Raw genomic sequence first — 16,764 nt, 5'->3', positions numbered from 1 at the left:
ACGACTGCCAGGACGCGACCGGCGACGGCACCGACGGCTGTCCCGTCGCCACGGAGCACGTCCGGATCTACGTGGACGGCGCAGTCGTCGGCAGCCAGGCCATCGACACCGCCTACGGCTCCGGTGACTTCGCCATCACGGTGGAGCTGCCCCGGGGCACCCACGAGCTGGACATCAGGTGGGAGGACGACGGCGAGGTCGTCGCCACGGAGACCCGGACCGTCACGGCCGGCAAGGGCGGCGGCAGCCCGGACCGCGACCGCGACGGCGACGGCATCTCCGACCACCTCGACAACTGCCCCAAGCACCACAACCCCGATCAGGCCGACATGGATGGCGACGGCAGGGGCGACGCGTGTGACCCCGACATCGACGGTGACGGCTACAGCAACAAGAAGGAAGAGGCCCACGGCACCGACCCACGCGATCCCGACTCGTATCCAGGGAGCGGCTAGGTCAGGATCGCCGCGCTCTTCGAGCTGCAGGCGCGCTCGTACCGCGGAGGGTTTACAATCGACACCGGCCTAGAGTCGTGGCACCTGCGCGCAGCGTTGAGGAGGCGAGGTGGCGCACGAGGATCACGACGAGCGAGGGCGACCGGCTCGCGGTCGGAAGCCCTCGCCCGCCGCCAGCCTCGCCATCGCCGCCGCCGAGGGCGCAGCGGCCATCGCCACCGCCCGCCGCTGGGCGCGGGAGGTGCTCGACGAGCTCGGCTGTGGCCACCTGCTCGACGACGTCGAGCTGCTCCTCTCCGAGCTTGTAACGAACGCCGTGATCCACACCGGTAGCGACATCGAGATCGCCATCGGGCCGACCGGCATCGGTGTGCGCATCGAGGTCCGGGACGAGGTCGCCGACCGCATGCCGGTCACCTCCGGTACCGGGCTTCTCGAGCTGCTCCAGCTCGACGACGTCGACGACCTCGCCGGCGGCCTCACCGACCTCGACGTGGAGACCATGACGGGCCGGGGGATGACGGTCGTCGAGGCCGTGTCGGACCGCTGGGGGGCCGAGGTCTCCGGCGATGGCAAGGTCGTGTGGGCGGAGCTGGCCACCGGCGGTGAGGGCCAGACGGAGGCGGCGGAGGCGCCGACGGCGGGTGCGCCGACAGGGACGCCGTCCGGCACGGTGGTCAGGGTGCCCGGCGTGCCCGTGCGCCTCGTGCTGACCGCCGCCGCCCAGCTCGACGACCTCGTCCGGGAGCTCGCCGTCACCTCCCTTCCCTCCTCGCTCCCACCCGACATCGTCGACGTGGCCTCCCGGTTCGTGACCTTGACCGCGGAGGTGCGCGACCCGTTCCGTGTGGCGGCCAGGGCGGCAGTGGAGCGCCACGAGCGGCTTCTCGACGTCTCCTTCCCGGTCAGCCCCGTCGGGGTCGAGGTGCTGCGGGGCTTCCTCGACGTCCTCGAGCGCATCACCGAGCTCTCGGTCCGCGGCGAGCTCCTGTGCCTGGCCCCGCCGTCGGAGATCATGGCGTTCCGTCGGTGGGCGGTCGACGAGATCGGTCGCCAGGTCGGGGGGGCTCCCCCGACGCCCTGCCCCTTCCCTGTCGTGCCGGCCGACGACCCGGCGGTGGCGGCCGCGGCCCGCCTTGCGAGCGCGGCGGTGGCCGCGGCGGCGGTGCCCGGCGTGACCGACGGAGGCTGGCTCGCTGTCGCACGAGTGGCCCTGAGGGCCGCCACCGACCACCGCCAGGTCGCCGAGGCCCTTGTGGCGGCCGGTGACGACATGGGCGCCGTCGACGGGTCGCTGTGCATCCTCGCCCCCGACGGCGTCACCGTCGAGCTGGTTGCCGCAGTGAACTACGAGGACGACGTGCGCGGCCGTTGGGCCACCTTCCCCATCACCGACGACACCCCAGCGGGTGAGGTCATCCGGACCGGCCGGGGTGTCTACCTCCGGACCGGTGACGAGCTCGTCGCCCGGTTCCCGGTCTTCCTCGACAGCCCCCGGATCGACAGCGAGGCCCTGGCGGTCGTCCCGGTGCGCAGCGACACGACCAGGGGAGCGCTGGCCATCGGCTTCCGCGAGTCTCGGACCTTCGGCCCCGACGAGATCGAGGTGCTCGAAGCGCTCGGTCGCCTGGTCAGCGAGGCGCTGGACCGGCTCTGACCGCGCCGCCGTCGGGTCAGCGGTACCCGCGGTCGTCGACCGGCGACCCGGTGAGGCGGATCCGCCGACCGGTGACGGTGGCGGGCACGATGCGGATCCACCGCTCCTTGTCCCCGGGCGCCCAGGGCTCGACCAGCAGGTGTGCGACCTCGGCGCCGGTTGCCTCGTAGGCGACCCCGCGCACGAGCACGCTCCAGCCCGTCTGGTGGTACGGGTCGATCTCGTCGATCTGGAAGCTGACGGGGCCCTGGCGCAGCGCCCGCACCTTGGCCCCCATGTCCGTTCGGAACACGATCGCCTCGCCATCGAGCAGGTAGTTGACCGGCACCACCAGGGGTGAGTCGTCGGCCACCTCCACCGCCACCCGGCCCACCCGGTGGTTGGCGAGCAGCTCCATGCAGTGCGCCCGCTCGAGCACCTCGAGGCCGTCGGCGCCGACCGTGGGGGCCGTGGTGTCGGACGAGCGTCTGGTCATCGCTGCCTCTCGTGTCTGGCGGACGGCCCTGTGCCGTCGGACCCATGGTGCGCCCACGGGCAGGTCGCCGGGCAGGGTCGAAGGTCACGACCCCGACCGCGAGCAGCGGTGGAGGGGCGGCCGGGCCCTCAGCGGGTAGAGCTCCCGGGCCTGTGGAGTCGCTCCAGGTGGGGACCGAGCTCGTCGACGATCGTGACGCCCGAGTCGGCCGTCTCGGCGAGGACGGCCCGGCGGCCGCCCGCACGCTTGGATCGGTACATGGCGTCATCGGCACGGGCGATGAGGGCGTCGGCGTCCTCGGCGTCGGCCGCCCAGGCGAGCCCCACGCTGGCGCTGGTGTGGACCTTGACGCCCTCGATCGAGAACGGCCGAGCGATGGCCTCGACCACCCGCTCGGCGAGGGCCATCCCGTGGGCGCGGTCGGCCACGTTCGGGCACACGATGAGGAACTCGTCGCCGCCGACGCGGCCCACGACGTCGCCGGCGCGGACGACCGCCCGGATACGGGCGGCGATGGCCGCCAGCAGGCCGTCGCCAACGGCATGGCCGAAGCGGTCGTTGACGGCCTTGAACCGGTCGAGGTCGACGAAGACCACCGCGGTGTCGCCGGCGGAGGACTCGAGGGCTCGGTCGAGGGCGGCCATGGCCGTGGCCCGGTTCACGCAGCCGGTGAGCTCGTCGGTCATGGCCCGGTACTCGAGCTCGGCCCGCATGCGCGACGCGTCGGTCACGTCGGTGACGCAGCCCACCGCGCCGGTGACGACGCCCTCGTCGGTGGTGAGGGCCCGCAGGGCGATGGTGCAGCGCCGGCGCGGGCCACCGTCGAAGGGGTCGATGTGCAGCTCGACGTCGACGTCGGTGCCGGCGAGGGCGTCGCCGAGGGCGGCGTCGAGGACGTCCTGTTCCACCGCGCACTCGCTCAGGCGTCGCGGCAGGCGCGCGGGGCTGGCGCCGACGATCTGGTGCAGCTTCTCGTTGGCGTACACCAGGCGCTGGTCCGGGTCGAGGTGCACCACCCCAACGGGGAGGGCGCCGGCGAGGCGCCGGAGGAGCTGCTCGCTGGCGCGCAGCGCGTCGAGGGCGCCCATCTCCTCGGAGATGTCGAGCATCTCGCTGTCGACGTAGCCGGCGTCGGGGTCCTCGAGGAGGTTCCGGTTGGAGATCTCGACCCACACCCACCGGCCGTCACGGTGCTGGTGGCGGGCCCGTATCCGGTTGGTGCTGCCCGGCTTGGCGAGCAGCTCCATCCAGGCGTTGATGGCCGTCTCATGGTCGTCGGGGTGGATGAGATCGAGCATGCGTCGTCCGAGCAGCTCCGACGGTTCCCACCCCAGTATCTCCATGATCTCGGGCTCGACGTGGACGAGCACCGCCAGCCCGTCCTTGTGGGTCCGCACCAGGCGGGGCGGTGGCGACTCGATCGCCGCCGCGTCGTCGAGGGGGCCCGTGCCGTCGTCGTCGAGGGGCACGATCACCGCCACCCGGACCCCATGGGTGGCCCGGACGTCGGCGATGTGGATGATGCCGCGGGCGTCGGTGTCTCCGGCCATCCTCACCACCATCTGGCCCACACCCTCACCCTCGGAGTCGCCGTCGTCCCGTGCCTGCTCCCACCCCGAGATCACCTTGGCCCGGTCGCCGGGGTGGACGAGGTCGAGGGCCGACCGGGCCTGGGGGGAGCGGTGTCCGGCGACGGGCACGCTCGGCGGGAGGGGGACGAAGAGCCCGTCCTCGCGGATGCCGCCCACCAGGGCGTCGGGGTACTGCACGAGCAGCGCCCGCAGCGCCTTGTCCCGCAGTTCGTGCTCGGCCATGCCTCCTCCGTTCCTTCTTCACCTATCGGGCGGATCGGGCAGATCTTGAGGTTCGGCCGAGGCGTTCAGTCCTCGGGGGTGCGCTCCCACTCGACGAGCTCGTCGACCCGGCCGGTGTCGACGTCGTAGACGAACCCGGCGATGACCTTCAGGGTCTTCAGGTAGGGGGTGGTGGTGAGGATCTCGAGGTCCTCCCGGAGGGCCACGTCGTGGTCGTCGAAGGGGAGGAACCCCAGGTCGGCGCCGGTGACCTTGCGCAGCTCCTCGTCGGTCACGCCGGCCAGGCCGCAGCGGGTGTGCTGCATCACGACCACGGTCTCCACCCCGAGCAGGTGGGTGGCGACCGCCAGGCTCCGCAGGACGTCGGGGGTCACCCGACCGCCGCCGTTTCGGAGCACGTGGGCCTCGCCGAGGTGGAGCCCCAGCGCGGCGAACACGTCGATGCGGGCGTCCATGCACGTCACCACGGCCAGCTTGAGGTCGGGGCGGGGGCTCGTCACGTTGGCGCGGGCGTCCGCGTACCGCTCGTTGTGGGCGAGGAGCTGGATGATCCGTTCCATGGTCGGCCATTCAGCCCCGGTGACGCCGGCCGGCGCAACTCGCGCCGGCGCGCGGGCGACACCGGGGGCACCGCCCGATTCCCCGTTGGCCGGAGCGGCACGTACGATCGGGCGCCATGGAGCACTCGGTGGCCGTCCGGCCCGACGACCTCGATGCGCCGCCTGCCGTCGCCGCCACCATCGCGGTTCCCCCGGCCGACGCCTTCGTGCGCCGCCTCCTGCGGGTCCCCGTGGGGGGCCCTCGCAGCAGCCTGTCGTCGGCCCGCAACGCGTTCAGCGCCTCGCTGGCGGTCTCTACCGTGCGCTGCCTGCTGACCTACGTGCTGCTGCCGATCGCCGGTCCCGTGCTCGGCCTCACCGGGGCCGTCGGGCCCCTCCTGGGCATCACCGTGGGCCTGGTGTCCACCGTGGCCATCATCGTCTCGATGCGCCGCTTCTGGGCGGCCGACCACCGCATGCGCTGGGGCTACACCGCCATCGGCGGCGGCATCCTGGTCCTCCTGGCCGTCCAGGCCGTGGGCGACCTTCGCACGCTGCTCTGGTAGCCCGCCCGTCGCGGGTCAGCCCAGTGCGTCGATGGCGCGCCGCACCCGCTCCTCGCTGACAGGTCGGGGGGTGCCCACCGCCTGGGCGAAGAGGCTCACCCGGAGCTCCTCGACCATCCAGCGGACCTCGGCCACCTCGGGCCCGCCTCGGCGACCCCGCAGCTCCTCGTAGGCGTCTTCGACCCGCTGCACCCGCTGCATCAGCGCCCGGTCGCGGTGGGGGTCACGAACCAGCTTGTCGAGCCGGCGGTCGACCGCTTCGAGGTAGCGGGCCACGTCGGCGAGGCGCTTGGCTCCGGTGGCGGCGACGAAGCCGGGGTGGACGAGGCGGGCGACCTGGGTGGAGATGTCGGCCAGGGCGGGCTGCACCGCCGGCGCCACCAGCGAGTCCACCCGCTGCTGCACGGTGTGGGCGGCGGCCAGGATGCGCCCGGCCAGCACCGCCACCGCCACGGTCGTGCGGGGGAGGCGGTCGCGCACCGCGGCCTCCAGCGTCGTCCAGCCGGCTTCGTCCCAGGCCGGCCCACCGGCGTCGGCCAGGAGCCGGTCGAGGGCCGCCGTGGTGCAGTCGTCGAGGACCTCGGCGCTCGACGCGTACGGGGCAAGCGCCAGCGCCAGCTTCGTCTCGTTGCGCAGGAGCCGTTGCAACGCCCCGGCCGGTGAGCCGGCGGTGAGGCGGAGCAGTCGCCGGGTGCCGGCCCACATGGCCCGGTCGGCCTCGCCGGCGGTGGCGAAGGTCCGCACGGCGACGGTGTCGCCCTCGTCCACCAGGGCCGGGTGGGCGGTGACCCGGTGGCCCGCCGTCTCCAGCTCGACCCGCCGGGGCAGCGTCCCCACCGTCCACGAGGTGAGGCCTGACCGCTCCACGGCGCTGGCGGCCTCCGAGGCGCTCGCCCGGAGCTTGTCCTGCAGGTGGCGTCGCAGGGCCACGAGGTCCTTGCTCCACGCCAGGGGGCGACCGCGGGCGCTGACCACCCGGAACGTCATCCGCAGGTGGTCGGGGACACGCTCGAGGTCGAAGTCGCCCGGCACCACGGCTTCGCCGATGGTCTGGCCGAGGTGGCGCGCCAGGACCTCGAGGAGCGAGCCGTGGCCGGGCGTGGCGACGGCGAGGAAGGCCTGGGCGTGGTCGGTGGCCGGGATGAGCTGGCGGCGCAGGCCCTTGGGCAGCGAGCGGACGAGGGCGGTGACGAGCTCCTCGCGCAGGCCCGGCACCTGCCAGTCGAAGCCCACTGGGGCCACGCGGTCGATCAACCTCAGGGCGATGTCGACCGTCACGCCGTCGAGCTCGGCGGTGGGCTCGAACTCGTAGGCGAGCGGCAGCACCAGCTCGCCCTGCTGCCACACCTCGGGGAAGGCCTCGGCGCTGACGTCGCCGGCGGCGGGGTCGATCAGGTCTTCGGCAGTGAAGGTGAGGAGGTCGGGGGTGTGCTGGCGGGTCTGCTTCCACCACGTGTCGAAGTGGCGGCCCGAGGTGACGTCCTCGCCCACCCGGCGGTCGTAGAGCGAGAAGAGGGCGTCGTGGTCCACGAGGATGTCGCGCCGCCGGGCCCGGTCCTCGAGGGCGCGGATCTCCTCCACCAGCTTGCGGTTGGCTGCGAGCACGGCGTGGTGGGTGTCCCAGTCGCCCTCCACCAGGGCGTGGTGCAGGAACATGTCGCGGGCGGCCTGTGGGTCGACGTGCCCGTAGGGGATGCGGCGCGCCTCGATCACGGGCAGGCCGAACACCGTGACCCGCTCGTTGACCATGGCCGCCCCGCGGGGAGCGTCCCACACCGGTTCGCCGTGGCTGCGCTTGGCCAGGTGCTCGCCCAGGCGCTCGACCCACTCGGGTTGGATCCCGGCGGCCACCCGGCCCCACAACCGGTTGGTCTCCACCAGCTCCGCCACCATGGCCCACCGCGGCGGCCGCTTGAAGAGGGCCGAGCCGGGGGCGATGGCGAAGCGGGCCTGGCGGGCCCCGAGGAGCTCCTGCTTCTCGCCGTCGCGCATCCCCACCTGGGACAGCAGGCCGGCCAGCAGGGACTGGTGGACCTGGTCGGGCGTGGCCGGCTGGCTGGTGGCGCGGATGCCGATGGAGCGCGAGACGATCCGCAGCTGGCCGTGGACGTCCTGCCACTCGCGCACCCGGAGGTGGTTGAGGTACTCGGCCTTGCACATGCGGCGGAACTGGTTCGAGCTCCGGGCCTCCTGCTCGGCGCGGATGTGGTCCCACAGGCGCAGGAAGGAGAGGAAGTCGGAGGCCTCGTGGGCGAAGCGGGCGTGCAGCTCGGCGGCGAGCTGCTCCTTGCCGGTGGGCCGCTCGCGGGGGTCCTGGATGGACAGGGCGGCGGCGATGACCAGCACCTCGGCCACGCAGCCGTTGCGGTCGGCCTCGATGACCATGCGCCCGAGGCGGGGGTCGAGGGGGAGGGCGGCCAGTCGCCGGCCGATGTCGGTGAGGCGCCTGCCGCCCTCGCCGCGGCCGGGCTCGAGGGCGTTGAGCTCCTCGAGCAGGGCGATGCCGTCGCCGATGGCGCGGGCGTCGGGGGGCTCGACGAAGGGGAAGGCGGCCACGTCGCCGAGGCCGATGGCGGTCATCTGGAGGATGACCGACGCCAGGTTGGTGCGCAGCACCTCCGGCTCGGTGAACTCGGGCCGGGCGAGGAAGTCGTCCTCGGCGTAGAGGCGGATGCACGTGCCCGGCGCCACCCGGCCGCAGCGGCCCGCCCGCTGGTTGGCCGAGGCCTGTGACACCGCCTCGATGGGGAGGCGCTGCACCTTGGTGCGGCGGCTGTAGCGGGAGATGCGCGCCGTGCCCGGGTCGACCACGTAGCGGATGCCGGGGACGGTGAGGGAGGTCTCGGCCACGTTGGTGGCCAGGACCACCCGCCGGCCAGTGTGGGGCTGGAAGACCCGGTGCTGCTCGGCGGCCGACAGCCGGGCGTAGAGGGGCACCACCTCGGTGTGGCGCAGGTCCATGCGGTCGAGGGCCTCGGCGGTGTCGCGGATCTCGCGCTCGCCGCTCAGGAACACCAGCACGTCGCCCGGGCTCTCCAGGCCCAGCTCGACCACGGCGTCGCAGATGGCCTGGGTCTGGTCGCGGTCGTCGTCGGGGTCCTCGCCGATGGGTCGGTACCGCACCTCCACCGGGAAGGTCCGGCCCGTCACCTCCACCACCGGCGCCCCGTCGAAGTGGGCGGAGAAGCGCTCGGTGTCGATGGTGGCCGAGGTGATGATCACCTTGAGGTCGGGGCGCTTCGGCAGCAGCGACTTGAGGTAGCCCAGGATGAAGTCGATGTTGAGGCTGCGCTCGTGGGCCTCGTCGACGATGAGGGTGTCGTAGCGGCGCAGCATCCGGTCGCGCTGGATCTCGGCGAGCAGGATGCCGTCGGTCATGACCTTGACCAGGGTGCGGTCGCCCACCCGATCGGTGAAGCGGACCGTGTAGCCGACCACGTCGCCGACCTCGCCGCCGAGCTCCTCGGCCACCCGTTCGCTGATGGTCCGGGCCGCCAGCCGGCGGGGTTGGGTGTGGCCGACCAGGCCTCGGACGCCACGGCCCGCCTCGAGGCACAGCTTGGGGAGCTGGGTCGACTTGCCCGACCCGGTCTCTCCGGCAACCACCAGCACCTGGTGGTCGCGGATGGCCGCCACCAGCTCGTCCCGGCGCTCGGTGATGGGCAACGACTGGGGGTAGGTGGGCGCCGGCACCCGCGCGGCCCGCGCCGCCACCCGCGCCTCGGCCTCGGCGACGGCCTCGGCGAGGGCACGCGCCTCGCCCGGGTCGCCCAGGCGGCGGGCGCGGTGGAGCCTCCGCCCGAGGTCATGGGCGTCGCGCACCATCAGCGCCGGGAAGCGGTCACCGAGGTCGGCGAGGAGGGAGGTGTCGTCCAGAGCCCTCCAGCATGGCGGTCGCCGGCGCCATCGCACCTGCCGGTTCCGCCCCGGGGTGGGTTAGGCCATGCCCTGGGCGGGGTCCTGGGCGTTGCCGTCGACGGGGGCGGGACGGCCGAGGTGCCAGCCCTGGACGTTGAGCACCACCCCGACCACGTTGGGGTCGTCGCGGAGGTCGGCGCCGGTCACCTCGAGCACTCGCCACTCGGTGGTGCTCTCGCGCTCAGCGCCTCGGGCGCTCCTCCTGGGCGGTGCGGCGCAGGAGGACCGGCCAGCCGATGGCCCCGACGGCGGCGAAGAGGAACCACTGGCCGGCATAGGCGAGGTGGCTGCCCTCGCCCTGCTCCGGCGGGGGGAGGGGGACGGGGAGGCGGCCCTCCTGGGGCGGGTCCTGGGTCTCGAGCTGGAGGTACACCGGCAGCAGGTCGCTGCCGTCGTGCTGCTGGGCCAGGCGCCCGAGGTCGACCCGCACCAGCGCGTCGAGTCTGCCCTCGGCGGGGTCGGTGGGTCCGATGCCCTGGCGCTCCTGGCTGGCGAGCACCAGGCCGGTCACCACCACCCGACCCGTCGGTGGCGGGGCGGCGGCGAAGGCGATGGCCGGCTCGCTGGTGAAGGGCACGAAGCCGCGGTTGACGGCCACCGCGGTGCCGTCGTCGAGCGCGAGGGGCGTGACCAGCCAGTGGCCGGGACGGTCGTCGAGGGACCGGGACCGGATGAGCACCTCCTGCTCCGGGTCGTAGACCCCCTCGGCCGTGGCCCGTCGGAACCGGACCTCGCTGCCGACCTCCACCCCGTCATCGGGGTCGACCAGCTGGCCGATCGGCACTGGGGCCACCTCGGTGCGGGCTGCCACCTCGGCATTGAACACCTGCCGCTCGTCGAGGCGGCGCAGCTGCCAGAACCCGAGGTTGATGGCGAGGATCACCAGCACCACGATCAGCACGTGGCCCACCACCCACTTGGGGCGGAGCCAGAACGGCCGCTCGTGGCCGGACACGGTCAGCGGTCGCGCCAGGCGACGTAGGCGGCGAGCTCGCCGAGCGCCACCCTGGCCTCCTCGGCGAGGGGCGAGGCCTCGATGGCGGCGACCGCCTCGCCGGTGAGGCGGGTGATGCTGTCCTCCACCGCGGCGCGGGCGCCGGTGGCCACCAGCACCTCCTGGAGGTCGGCGACCTCGTCGTCGGTGAGGTCGGTCTCGCCCACTCGGTCGAGGAGCCGGGCCTGGGCCCGGTCGGCACCGTCGACGGCGAGGGCCAGCAGGGGCGTGGGCTTGCCCTCCCGCAGGTCGTCGCCGACGGGCTTGCCCATGTCGCCGGCGTCGCCGAAGGCGCCGAGCACGTCGTCGCGCAGCTGGAAGGCCTCGCCGAGGGGGAGGCCGTAGGCGCTGAGCGGGACCTCGAGGTCGTCGAGGCGGCCGGCGAGGGCGGCGCCGATGTGGAGGGGGCGCTCGACGGTGTACTTGCCCGACTTGTAGGTGGCGATGCGGCGGGCGCCGGCGAGGTCGACCCTGCCGCGGGCGGTGCCGAGGATGTCGAGGTACTGACCGATGTTGAGCTCGACGCGGAGCTCGTCGTAGACCTCGCGGGCGGCCCGGGGGACATCGACCATGAGGAGGTCGGCGTAGACGAAGGCGAGGTCGCCGATGAGGATCGCCACCCCCTCGCCGAAGCGGCGGGCCTCTCCCTTCCAGGTGGCCGACTCGTGGCGGCCGATGAACGTTCGGTGGGCGGCCGGCCTGCCGCGGCGGAGGTCGGAGCCGTCCATGACGTCGTCGTGGACGAGGGCGAAGGCGTGGAGCAGCTCGAGGGCGGCGCCGGTGTCGGCCACCGCGGGGTCGGCAGGGTCGCCCCCGGCGCCGACGTGGCCCCAGTGGCAGAACGCGGGGCGTAGGCGCTTGCCCCCGCCGATCACCAGCTCGGCAAGCGTCTCGATGGGGGCAGCCAGCTCGGGGTCGACGGCCGACCATCGGGCGACCTCGGCGTCGAGCAGGGTGCGGACGCGCTGCTCGGCCCGCTGGCCGATCTCCATGAGGCTGCTGGGTGCCGTGGTGCCCGACGTGCTCGCCTGCACAGGTGGCTCCTGACCGTCCGGGGGAAGGCACAACGATACGGGTGCCTCGCTGTTCATGGGCAGCCGGCCCCGCCGGCCGCCGGCTGGCCGAGCCGGGTCAGCTGGGCTCGTCGGGGTCGAGGTCGGCGACGATGCGCTCCACCTCGAGGCGGGTCTCGCTGATCCGCGACCGGCACAGCCGGATGAGGGCGGCGGCCCGCGCCACCTTGGTGGCGAGGACGTCGACGTCGATGCTGTCGTCCTCGAGCTCGGTGAGGATGGCCTCGCGCTCGTCGACGGCGTCGGCGTAGCGCACGCCACTGACGTCGTTCGGGTCGTCGTTCGGGTCGTCGTTCGGGCCGCCGTCGGGGGTGGCGGCGTCGGGGGTGGCGGGGTCGCTCACGGGCCCGAGTATGGACGGCGGGCGGTCACGGGTCGACCGTGGAGGCGACGGTGCCGTCGGCCACGGTGGTGACGAGGCGGGTGCCGGGGACCACGTCGCCCGCCGAGCGCACCAGGCGGCCGTCGGCGGTGCGGGTGAGCGACCATCCCCGGGCCATGGCCCGGGCGGGGTCGACGGCGTCGACGCGGGCGGCGAGCACCTCGACGGCGGTCGCCTGACGGGCGGTGGCCCCGGCGGCCCGGCGCCGGAGGTGGCCGGCAGCGCCGTGGAGCCACGATTCAAGGCGGCGGAGGCGGGCGTCGAGGCGGGCGGGCGCCATCCGGCGGAAGGCCTCGTCGAGGCGGCTGGCCGCCCGGCCGAGGTCGACGCGGGTGAGGACGTCGACGCGGTCGGCGGCGGTGTCGAGGCGGCTGCGCTGGCCCGCCGCGGCAGTGACGGCCCGGCGGGCGAGGGCGGCGGCACGGTCGTCGAGGCGCTCGTCGGCCAGGGCGGTGCTGACCCTCGCCTGGTGGGCCACGCCGGTCCAGGCGGCCTCCACCCGGTTGAGGGCGCGGCGCACCTCCTCGACCAGCAGGGCGGCCGCCGCGGTGGGGGTCTTGCAGGCGGTGTGGGCCACCTCGTCGGCCACGCTGGTGTCGATCTCGTGGCCCACGCCGGTGATGACCGGGACGGGGTAGGCGGCCACCGCCCGGGCGATGCGCTCGCTGTCGAAGGTGGCCAGGTCGGTGCGCGACCCGCCGCCGCGCACCAGCAGCACCACGTCGCAGCGCCGCTGGAGCAGGCGCAGGGCCCGCAGCACGGCGTTCTCGGCCTCGGCGCCCTGCACCCGGGCGTCGGCCAGCAGCACCTTGAACCCGAGGCCGCTTCCTCGCAGCTCGGCCAGGGCGTCCTCGCACGCCGCGCTGCCGGCGCTGGTGACCAGGCCCACCCGCAGCGGCACGGCGGGCAGCGGCCGGCGGGCGTTGGCGTCGAGCAGGCCCTCGTCGGCCAGGGCCCGCAGGACCTGGGCCCGGGCCACGGCCAGCTGGCCGAGGGTGTGGACCGGGTCGATCTCGGAGATGGCCAGGCGCACCCGGCCGAAGCGGTACGAGACCCGGCCCTTCACCCGCACCTCGAGCCCGTTCGCCAGGCGGAAGTCGGGGTGGGCGGCCAGGGTCCGCTCGATGCGGCGGCGGTCGCCGGCCAGCAGCACCGCCTCCAACGTGGTGGCCGGCCCCCGGCGGCTGACCTTCTCGCCCAGGGTGAAGTAGCTGTGGCCGTTGGCGTTGGCGCCCCGCAGGCCGTCAACCTCGCCCCGGACCCAGACCTCGGCGGGGAAGGCGGCGGCCACCGCCCGGGCGAGCGTGGCCACCACCTCGCCGACCGCGAGCGTGGGCTCCTCGGCGAAGAGCGCGCCCTGGCCGGTCTCGGTCACGCACCCATCATGGCCGCCGCCCGGCCTAGCGTTGCGGCCATGGCGACGCGGATCGGGCCCGGGGTCATCGAGATCGACACGCTGCTCGGGGGGTGGGAGCGGGTGACCGCCGGCTACCTCATCGAGGGGCCGGAGCCGGTGCTGGTCGAGACGGGCAGCCAGTCGTCGGTGCCCGCCCTGCTGGCCGCCCTCGACGAGCTCGGCGTGGCCGCCGACGACCTGGCGGGCGTGGCCGTCACCCACATCCACCTCGACCACGCCGGCGGAGTGGGCGATGTGGCCCGGGCCTTCCCGAAGGCCACCGTCTACGTGCACGAGAAGGGCGCCCGTCACCTGGCCGACCCCGAGAAGCTGGTGCGATCGGCGGCCATGGTCTACGGCGACCTGCTCGACACCCTCTACGGCCGCCTCGACCCCACCCCGTCCGAGCGCATCAAGGTCCTCGACGACGGCGACGAGATCACCATCGGCCCCGGGCGCACCCTCACCACCGTCGACTCACCCGGCCACGCCAAGCACCACCTGGCCCTGCACGACTCCGAGTCGGGGATCCTCTTCGCCGGCGACGCCGTGGGGGTGCGCCTGCCCGACGGCGGGGTGCTACGCCCTTCCACCCCGCCGCCCGACTTCGACCTCGACCAGGCATTGGGGTCGTTGCACCGGTTCTCCGAGCGGCGGCCGTCGGGCATCGCCCTGGCCCACTACGGTCTGGTGCCCGACACCCTCAGCGTCCTCGACGAAGCCGCCGGCACCCTGCGCCGGTGGGCGGCGGTGGCCGAGCAGGCGTGGCGGGAGGACCGCGACATCGCCGCCGCCCTCGAGGACGCCTTCGGCGACGACATGGAGGGCGTCGACCCCGCCCACGTCGAGAAGCTCGAGGCCCTCAACGGCGTGCACTCCAACGCCGCCGGCTTCCAGCGCTGGTTCGACACCCGCAAGGGCTCGGGCGACGGCGGTGCGGGCGGCGGAAGCGCGGGCGGCGGTCACACCCACCCGCACCCTCACTGATGGCGCCGCTCGCCCACCGATCGGACGTGTTCTCGTGGCGCCTCCTTGCGCCTCGCACACCTTTTGTTCCGCGAAGCGGCAGGTTCCGCCATGAGAACCCGGATCGCCCGTGCTGAGCTCGCTGGGACGGCCTCACCTGGTCGTCCGGCTGCCGGGTGACGAGGGCGACCACCATCGGGCGCCGGTCACCGGCTCGGGCACCACCGCGGTCGGTCCGTTGATGGTCGCCGTGCAGGAGACCAAGGACGGCTGGGCCTGGTCGGTGGTCAACACCACCGACGCCCCGCTCGCCGTGACCTCCGTGAGCCTGACGTGGGACGCCGGCCCGGCCGGCGAGACCCCCCGCTTCTTCCGCAACGGCTACCAGTCATGGAGCCGCACCGGCGTGGCCGTGCTCGGCGTCGACACCGACCCGTCCCGGGCGATGGGCGCCCCGTCTCTGGTGCGGGGCATGCACCATGCGGACGCGACCGTGGCCGCCGAAGGCGTGCTGCGCTCCGAGATGGTCACGGTGCTCGACCTCGGCGTGGGCGACGATCTGCGCCTGATCGGCTTCCTCGGCGGCACCGAGCACGACGGCACCATTCGGGCCTCGCTCACCGACGACCGGCACGTGACGCTCTCCGCCGAAGCCTTCTTCGGTGGCGCGGTGCTGGCGCCCGCCGAGGAGCGGCCGCTACACGTGGTGACCGTCGTCGACGGCCCCCGGGGCAGCGCCCCCGAGCTGCTCGAGTCGTGGGCGGCGCGCGTGGGCAAGGCCGGCATGGCTCGCACCGGGGCCGCCTTCCAGGTGGGGTGGTGCTCCTGGTACCACTACTTCCACGACATCTCCGAGGACGCCCTGCGGGCCAACCTGGCCCTGGCCGGCGACTGGCCCTTCGAGGTCTTCCAGCTCGACGACGGCTACCAGGCCGACATCGGCGACTGGCTGCGCACCAACGAGCGCTTCCCCTCCAGCCTCGACGCACTCGCCGACGACATCGAGGCGGCCGGGGTCACGCCCGGCATCTGGCTGGCCCCGTTCTTGGTCGGGCCCGACTCCGAGGTCGCCACCGCCCACCCCGACTGGATCGCCCCCCACACCAGCGGCAAGCCCCTCATCGGCATGGTCAACCCCGGGTGGGGCGGGCAGGTGCACACCCTCGACACCACCATCCCCGAGGTGCTGGCCCACATCGAGGGCGTCGCCGCCCACCTGGTGGACGCCGGCTTCCCCTACCTGAAGCTCGACTTCACCTACGCCCCCTCCATGGACGGCATGTTCGCCGACCCGTCGCGCACCCCCGCCCAGCGGGTCCGCGCCGGCATGGAGGCGGTGCGCCGGGGGGCGGGCAAGAAGGCGTTCCTCCTCGGCTGTGGGCTCCCCCTCGGCGTCGGTGTCGGCATCGTCGACGGCATGCGGATCGGTGCCGACGTGGCCCCCTGGTGGGAGGTGCAGCACGACCAGTGGAACCCGCCCGGCTACCTCGAGGTGGAGCCCGCCACCCGCAACGCGTGGGTCAACACCCTCACCCGGGCGTTCATGCACCGACGGCTGTGGCTCAACGACCCCGACTGCGTGATGCTGCGCACCGCCGAGACCCGGATGGGCCCTGACGCGGCCCGGGCCTGGGCGCTGGCGGTGGGCGCCTCGGGGGGCATGGCCCTGGTGTCGGACGACCTCGCCCTGCTCGGCGACGGCGCCCGAGAGCTGCTCGACGAGGTGGTGTGCCTCGGCCGGATCGCCGACGACGCCGCCCGTGCCGGCGCCGCGCCCCGCTGCGACGACCTCATGTCGTCGGCCGCGCCCCGCCTCCTCAGCGCCGGCACCGTCCACCTGGTGGGCGACCCTGACGACGCGACCGCGGTCGTCACCCGCTCGAGCTGAGGGCGCGACCTCCTCCACCACACGCATGGCCGCCAGCCTCGAGGTCGGCTGAGTGAGCCGCACGCACATCGAGGGCGGGGACCCGCCCCACTTCGTGCACGGCATGTTCGCCCAGCTGATCGTCGAGTAGGGGCGAGCGACCGTCGTCGCGGCCGCCGCAAGCGACAACCTCAGCCGGCGGTGCCGCTGGCGAGCATGGCGTCGAGGCGCTCCAGCGTGGCGTCGATGGCCTTCTTGTTCTTGGCGGGGATGCCGACGAGGGGATAGGTGACGCCGGCGATCGCGGGGCCCCAGTCGAAGGTCTCGGTCACCTGGGTCCGCGCCCCGCCGTCGACGGGCTCGAGCTCGTAGCGCCAGCGGTGCCGGCCAGCGTGGCGCCAGGCGATGCGCCGGCCCTCCTCGAACTCCACCACGGTGTTGGTGATGCCGTAGGGGACGCCCATCTTCATGCTCATCCCGAACTTGGATCCCATGGCGAGGCGCTCGCCACCCGACGACTTGGACTCCCGCACCGTGCCGGAGCCATCGAAGAGGGGGTGCTTGGTCGGGTCGGCCAGGACGGCGAAGATCGCCTCTGGCGTCGCGTCGATCACCCGGGTGCCGGACACCTGCTTGTCGGTCATGGGGCGAGGCTACGCCGT

The 16,764-nt window shown here is 73.9% G+C and carries 15 protein-coding genes; 5 read left to right on the top strand and 10 right to left on the bottom strand.

Annotation, left to right across the window (positions count from 1 at the left end; translation table 11 throughout):
- A partial coding sequence (locus VMN58_00495; protein ID HUF31668.1) for a thrombospondin type 3 repeat-containing protein occupies positions 1-455 on the top strand: 455 nt, incomplete at its 5' end.
- A gap of 109 nt (positions 456-564) precedes the next feature.
- The gene (locus VMN58_00490; GenBank protein ID HUF31667.1) at positions 565-2,112 is read left to right on the top strand and encodes a GAF domain-containing protein; all 1,548 of its coding nucleotides are present in this window, start codon (positions 565-567) and stop codon (positions 2,110-2,112) included.
- Between the two features lie 16 nt (positions 2,113-2,128).
- On the opposite strand, the gene VMN58_00485 is transcribed toward VMN58_00490, so the two are convergent.
- The 3 genes from VMN58_00485 to VMN58_00475 all read right to left on the bottom strand — a co-directional run bounded on the left by VMN58_00485 (position 2,129) and on the right by VMN58_00475 (position 4,961).
- Complete coding sequence (locus tag VMN58_00485; GenBank protein ID HUF31666.1) at positions 2,129-2,587, bottom strand: pyridoxamine 5'-phosphate oxidase family protein; 459 nt, start codon at positions 2,585-2,587, stop codon at positions 2,129-2,131.
- A gap of 128 nt (positions 2,588-2,715) precedes the next feature.
- Positions 2,716-4,401 (bottom strand): sensor domain-containing diguanylate cyclase, encoded by a 1,686-nt coding sequence (locus tag VMN58_00480; GenBank protein ID HUF31665.1) that lies wholly within the window; start codon positions 4,399-4,401, stop codon positions 2,716-2,718.
- A gap of 65 nt (positions 4,402-4,466) precedes the next feature.
- Positions 4,467-4,961 carry a carbonic anhydrase gene (locus tag VMN58_00475; GenBank protein HUF31664.1) on the bottom strand — a complete coding sequence of 165 codons (495 nt, stop codon included), beginning with the start codon at positions 4,959-4,961 and terminating at the stop codon, positions 4,467-4,469.
- Positions 4,962-5,077: 116 nt separating this feature from the next.
- On the opposite strand from VMN58_00475, the gene VMN58_00470 reads away from it, so the two are divergent.
- The gene (locus VMN58_00470) at positions 5,078-5,506 is read left to right on the top strand and encodes a hypothetical protein (protein HUF31663.1); all 429 of its coding nucleotides are present in this window, start codon (positions 5,078-5,080) and stop codon (positions 5,504-5,506) included.
- 15 nt (positions 5,507-5,521) lie between these two features.
- Here VMN58_00470 and hrpA read toward each other — a convergent pair whose 3' ends face one another.
- From hrpA to xseA, 6 genes are all read right to left on the bottom strand, one after another.
- Positions 5,522-9,418, bottom strand: coding sequence for an ATP-dependent RNA helicase HrpA (gene hrpA / locus VMN58_00465; protein HUF31662.1), 3,897 nt, complete (start codon positions 9,416-9,418; stop codon positions 5,522-5,524).
- A 24-nt stretch (positions 9,419-9,442) separates the two neighbouring features.
- The gene (locus VMN58_00460) at positions 9,443-9,580 is read right to left on the bottom strand and encodes a hypothetical protein (GenBank protein HUF31661.1); all 138 of its coding nucleotides are present in this window, start codon (positions 9,578-9,580) and stop codon (positions 9,443-9,445) included.
- A gap of 25 nt (positions 9,581-9,605) precedes the next feature.
- On the bottom strand, positions 9,606-10,379 hold the full coding sequence (locus VMN58_00455; protein HUF31660.1) for an SURF1 family protein: 774 nt from the start codon (positions 10,377-10,379) through the stop codon (positions 9,606-9,608).
- A 2-nt stretch (positions 10,380-10,381) separates the two neighbouring features.
- Positions 10,382-11,452 carry a polyprenyl synthetase family protein gene (locus VMN58_00450; protein HUF31659.1) on the bottom strand — a complete coding sequence of 357 codons (1,071 nt, stop codon included), beginning with the start codon at positions 11,450-11,452 and terminating at the stop codon, positions 10,382-10,384.
- A gap of 97 nt (positions 11,453-11,549) precedes the next feature.
- Positions 11,550-11,834, bottom strand: a complete 285-nt coding sequence (gene xseB, locus VMN58_00445) for an exodeoxyribonuclease VII small subunit (protein HUF31658.1) — start codon at positions 11,832-11,834, stop codon at positions 11,550-11,552.
- 25 nt (positions 11,835-11,859) lie between these two features.
- Positions 11,860-13,248, bottom strand: a complete 1,389-nt coding sequence (gene xseA / locus VMN58_00440; protein ID HUF31657.1) for an exodeoxyribonuclease VII large subunit — start codon at positions 13,246-13,248, stop codon at positions 11,860-11,862.
- A gap of 39 nt (positions 13,249-13,287) precedes the next feature.
- Between xseA and VMN58_00435 the strand changes: the two genes are divergently transcribed.
- Both VMN58_00435 and VMN58_00430 read left to right on the top strand, forming a co-directional pair.
- Positions 13,288-14,256, top strand: coding sequence for an MBL fold metallo-hydrolase (locus VMN58_00435; GenBank protein ID HUF31656.1), 969 nt, complete (start codon positions 13,288-13,290; stop codon positions 14,254-14,256).
- Between the two features lie 109 nt (positions 14,257-14,365).
- Complete coding sequence (locus VMN58_00430) at positions 14,366-16,123, top strand: glycoside hydrolase family 36 protein (protein HUF31655.1); 1,758 nt, start codon at positions 14,366-14,368, stop codon at positions 16,121-16,123.
- 170 nt (positions 16,124-16,293) lie between these two features.
- Here the strand turns inward: VMN58_00430 and VMN58_00425 are convergent, their stop codons facing one another.
- Entirely contained in the window at positions 16,294-16,746 is a 453-nt protein-coding gene (locus VMN58_00425) for an SRPBCC family protein (protein ID HUF31654.1), read from the bottom strand.
- Positions 16,747-16,764: the final 18 nt, after the last annotated feature.

This window comes from Acidimicrobiales bacterium, assembly GCA_035512495.1.
Lineage (GTDB): Bacteria > Actinomycetota > Acidimicrobiia > Acidimicrobiales > CADCSY01 > DATKDW01.
The sequence above is the reverse complement of the archived record's forward strand: the minus strand, read 5'-3'. Positions and strand labels throughout refer to the sequence as shown.

Coding starts and splice junctions, on each gene's coding strand:
- VMN58_00485 (HUF31666.1), bottom strand. CDS start 2,587: ATGACCAGACGCTCGTCCGACACCACGGCCCCCACGGTCGGCGCCGAC.
- VMN58_00480 (HUF31665.1), bottom strand. CDS start 4,401: ATGGCCGAGCACGAACTGCGGGACAAGGCGCTGCGGGCGCTGCTCGTG.
- VMN58_00475 (HUF31664.1), bottom strand. CDS start 4,961: ATGGAACGGATCATCCAGCTCCTCGCCCACAACGAGCGGTACGCGGAC.
- VMN58_00470 (HUF31663.1), top strand. CDS start 5,078: ATGGAGCACTCGGTGGCCGTCCGGCCCGACGACCTCGATGCGCCGCCT.
- VMN58_00435 (HUF31656.1), top strand. CDS start 13,288: ATGGCGACGCGGATCGGGCCCGGGGTCATCGAGATCGACACGCTGCTC.
- VMN58_00425 (HUF31654.1), bottom strand. CDS start 16,746: ATGACCGACAAGCAGGTGTCCGGCACCCGGGTGATCGACGCGACGCCA.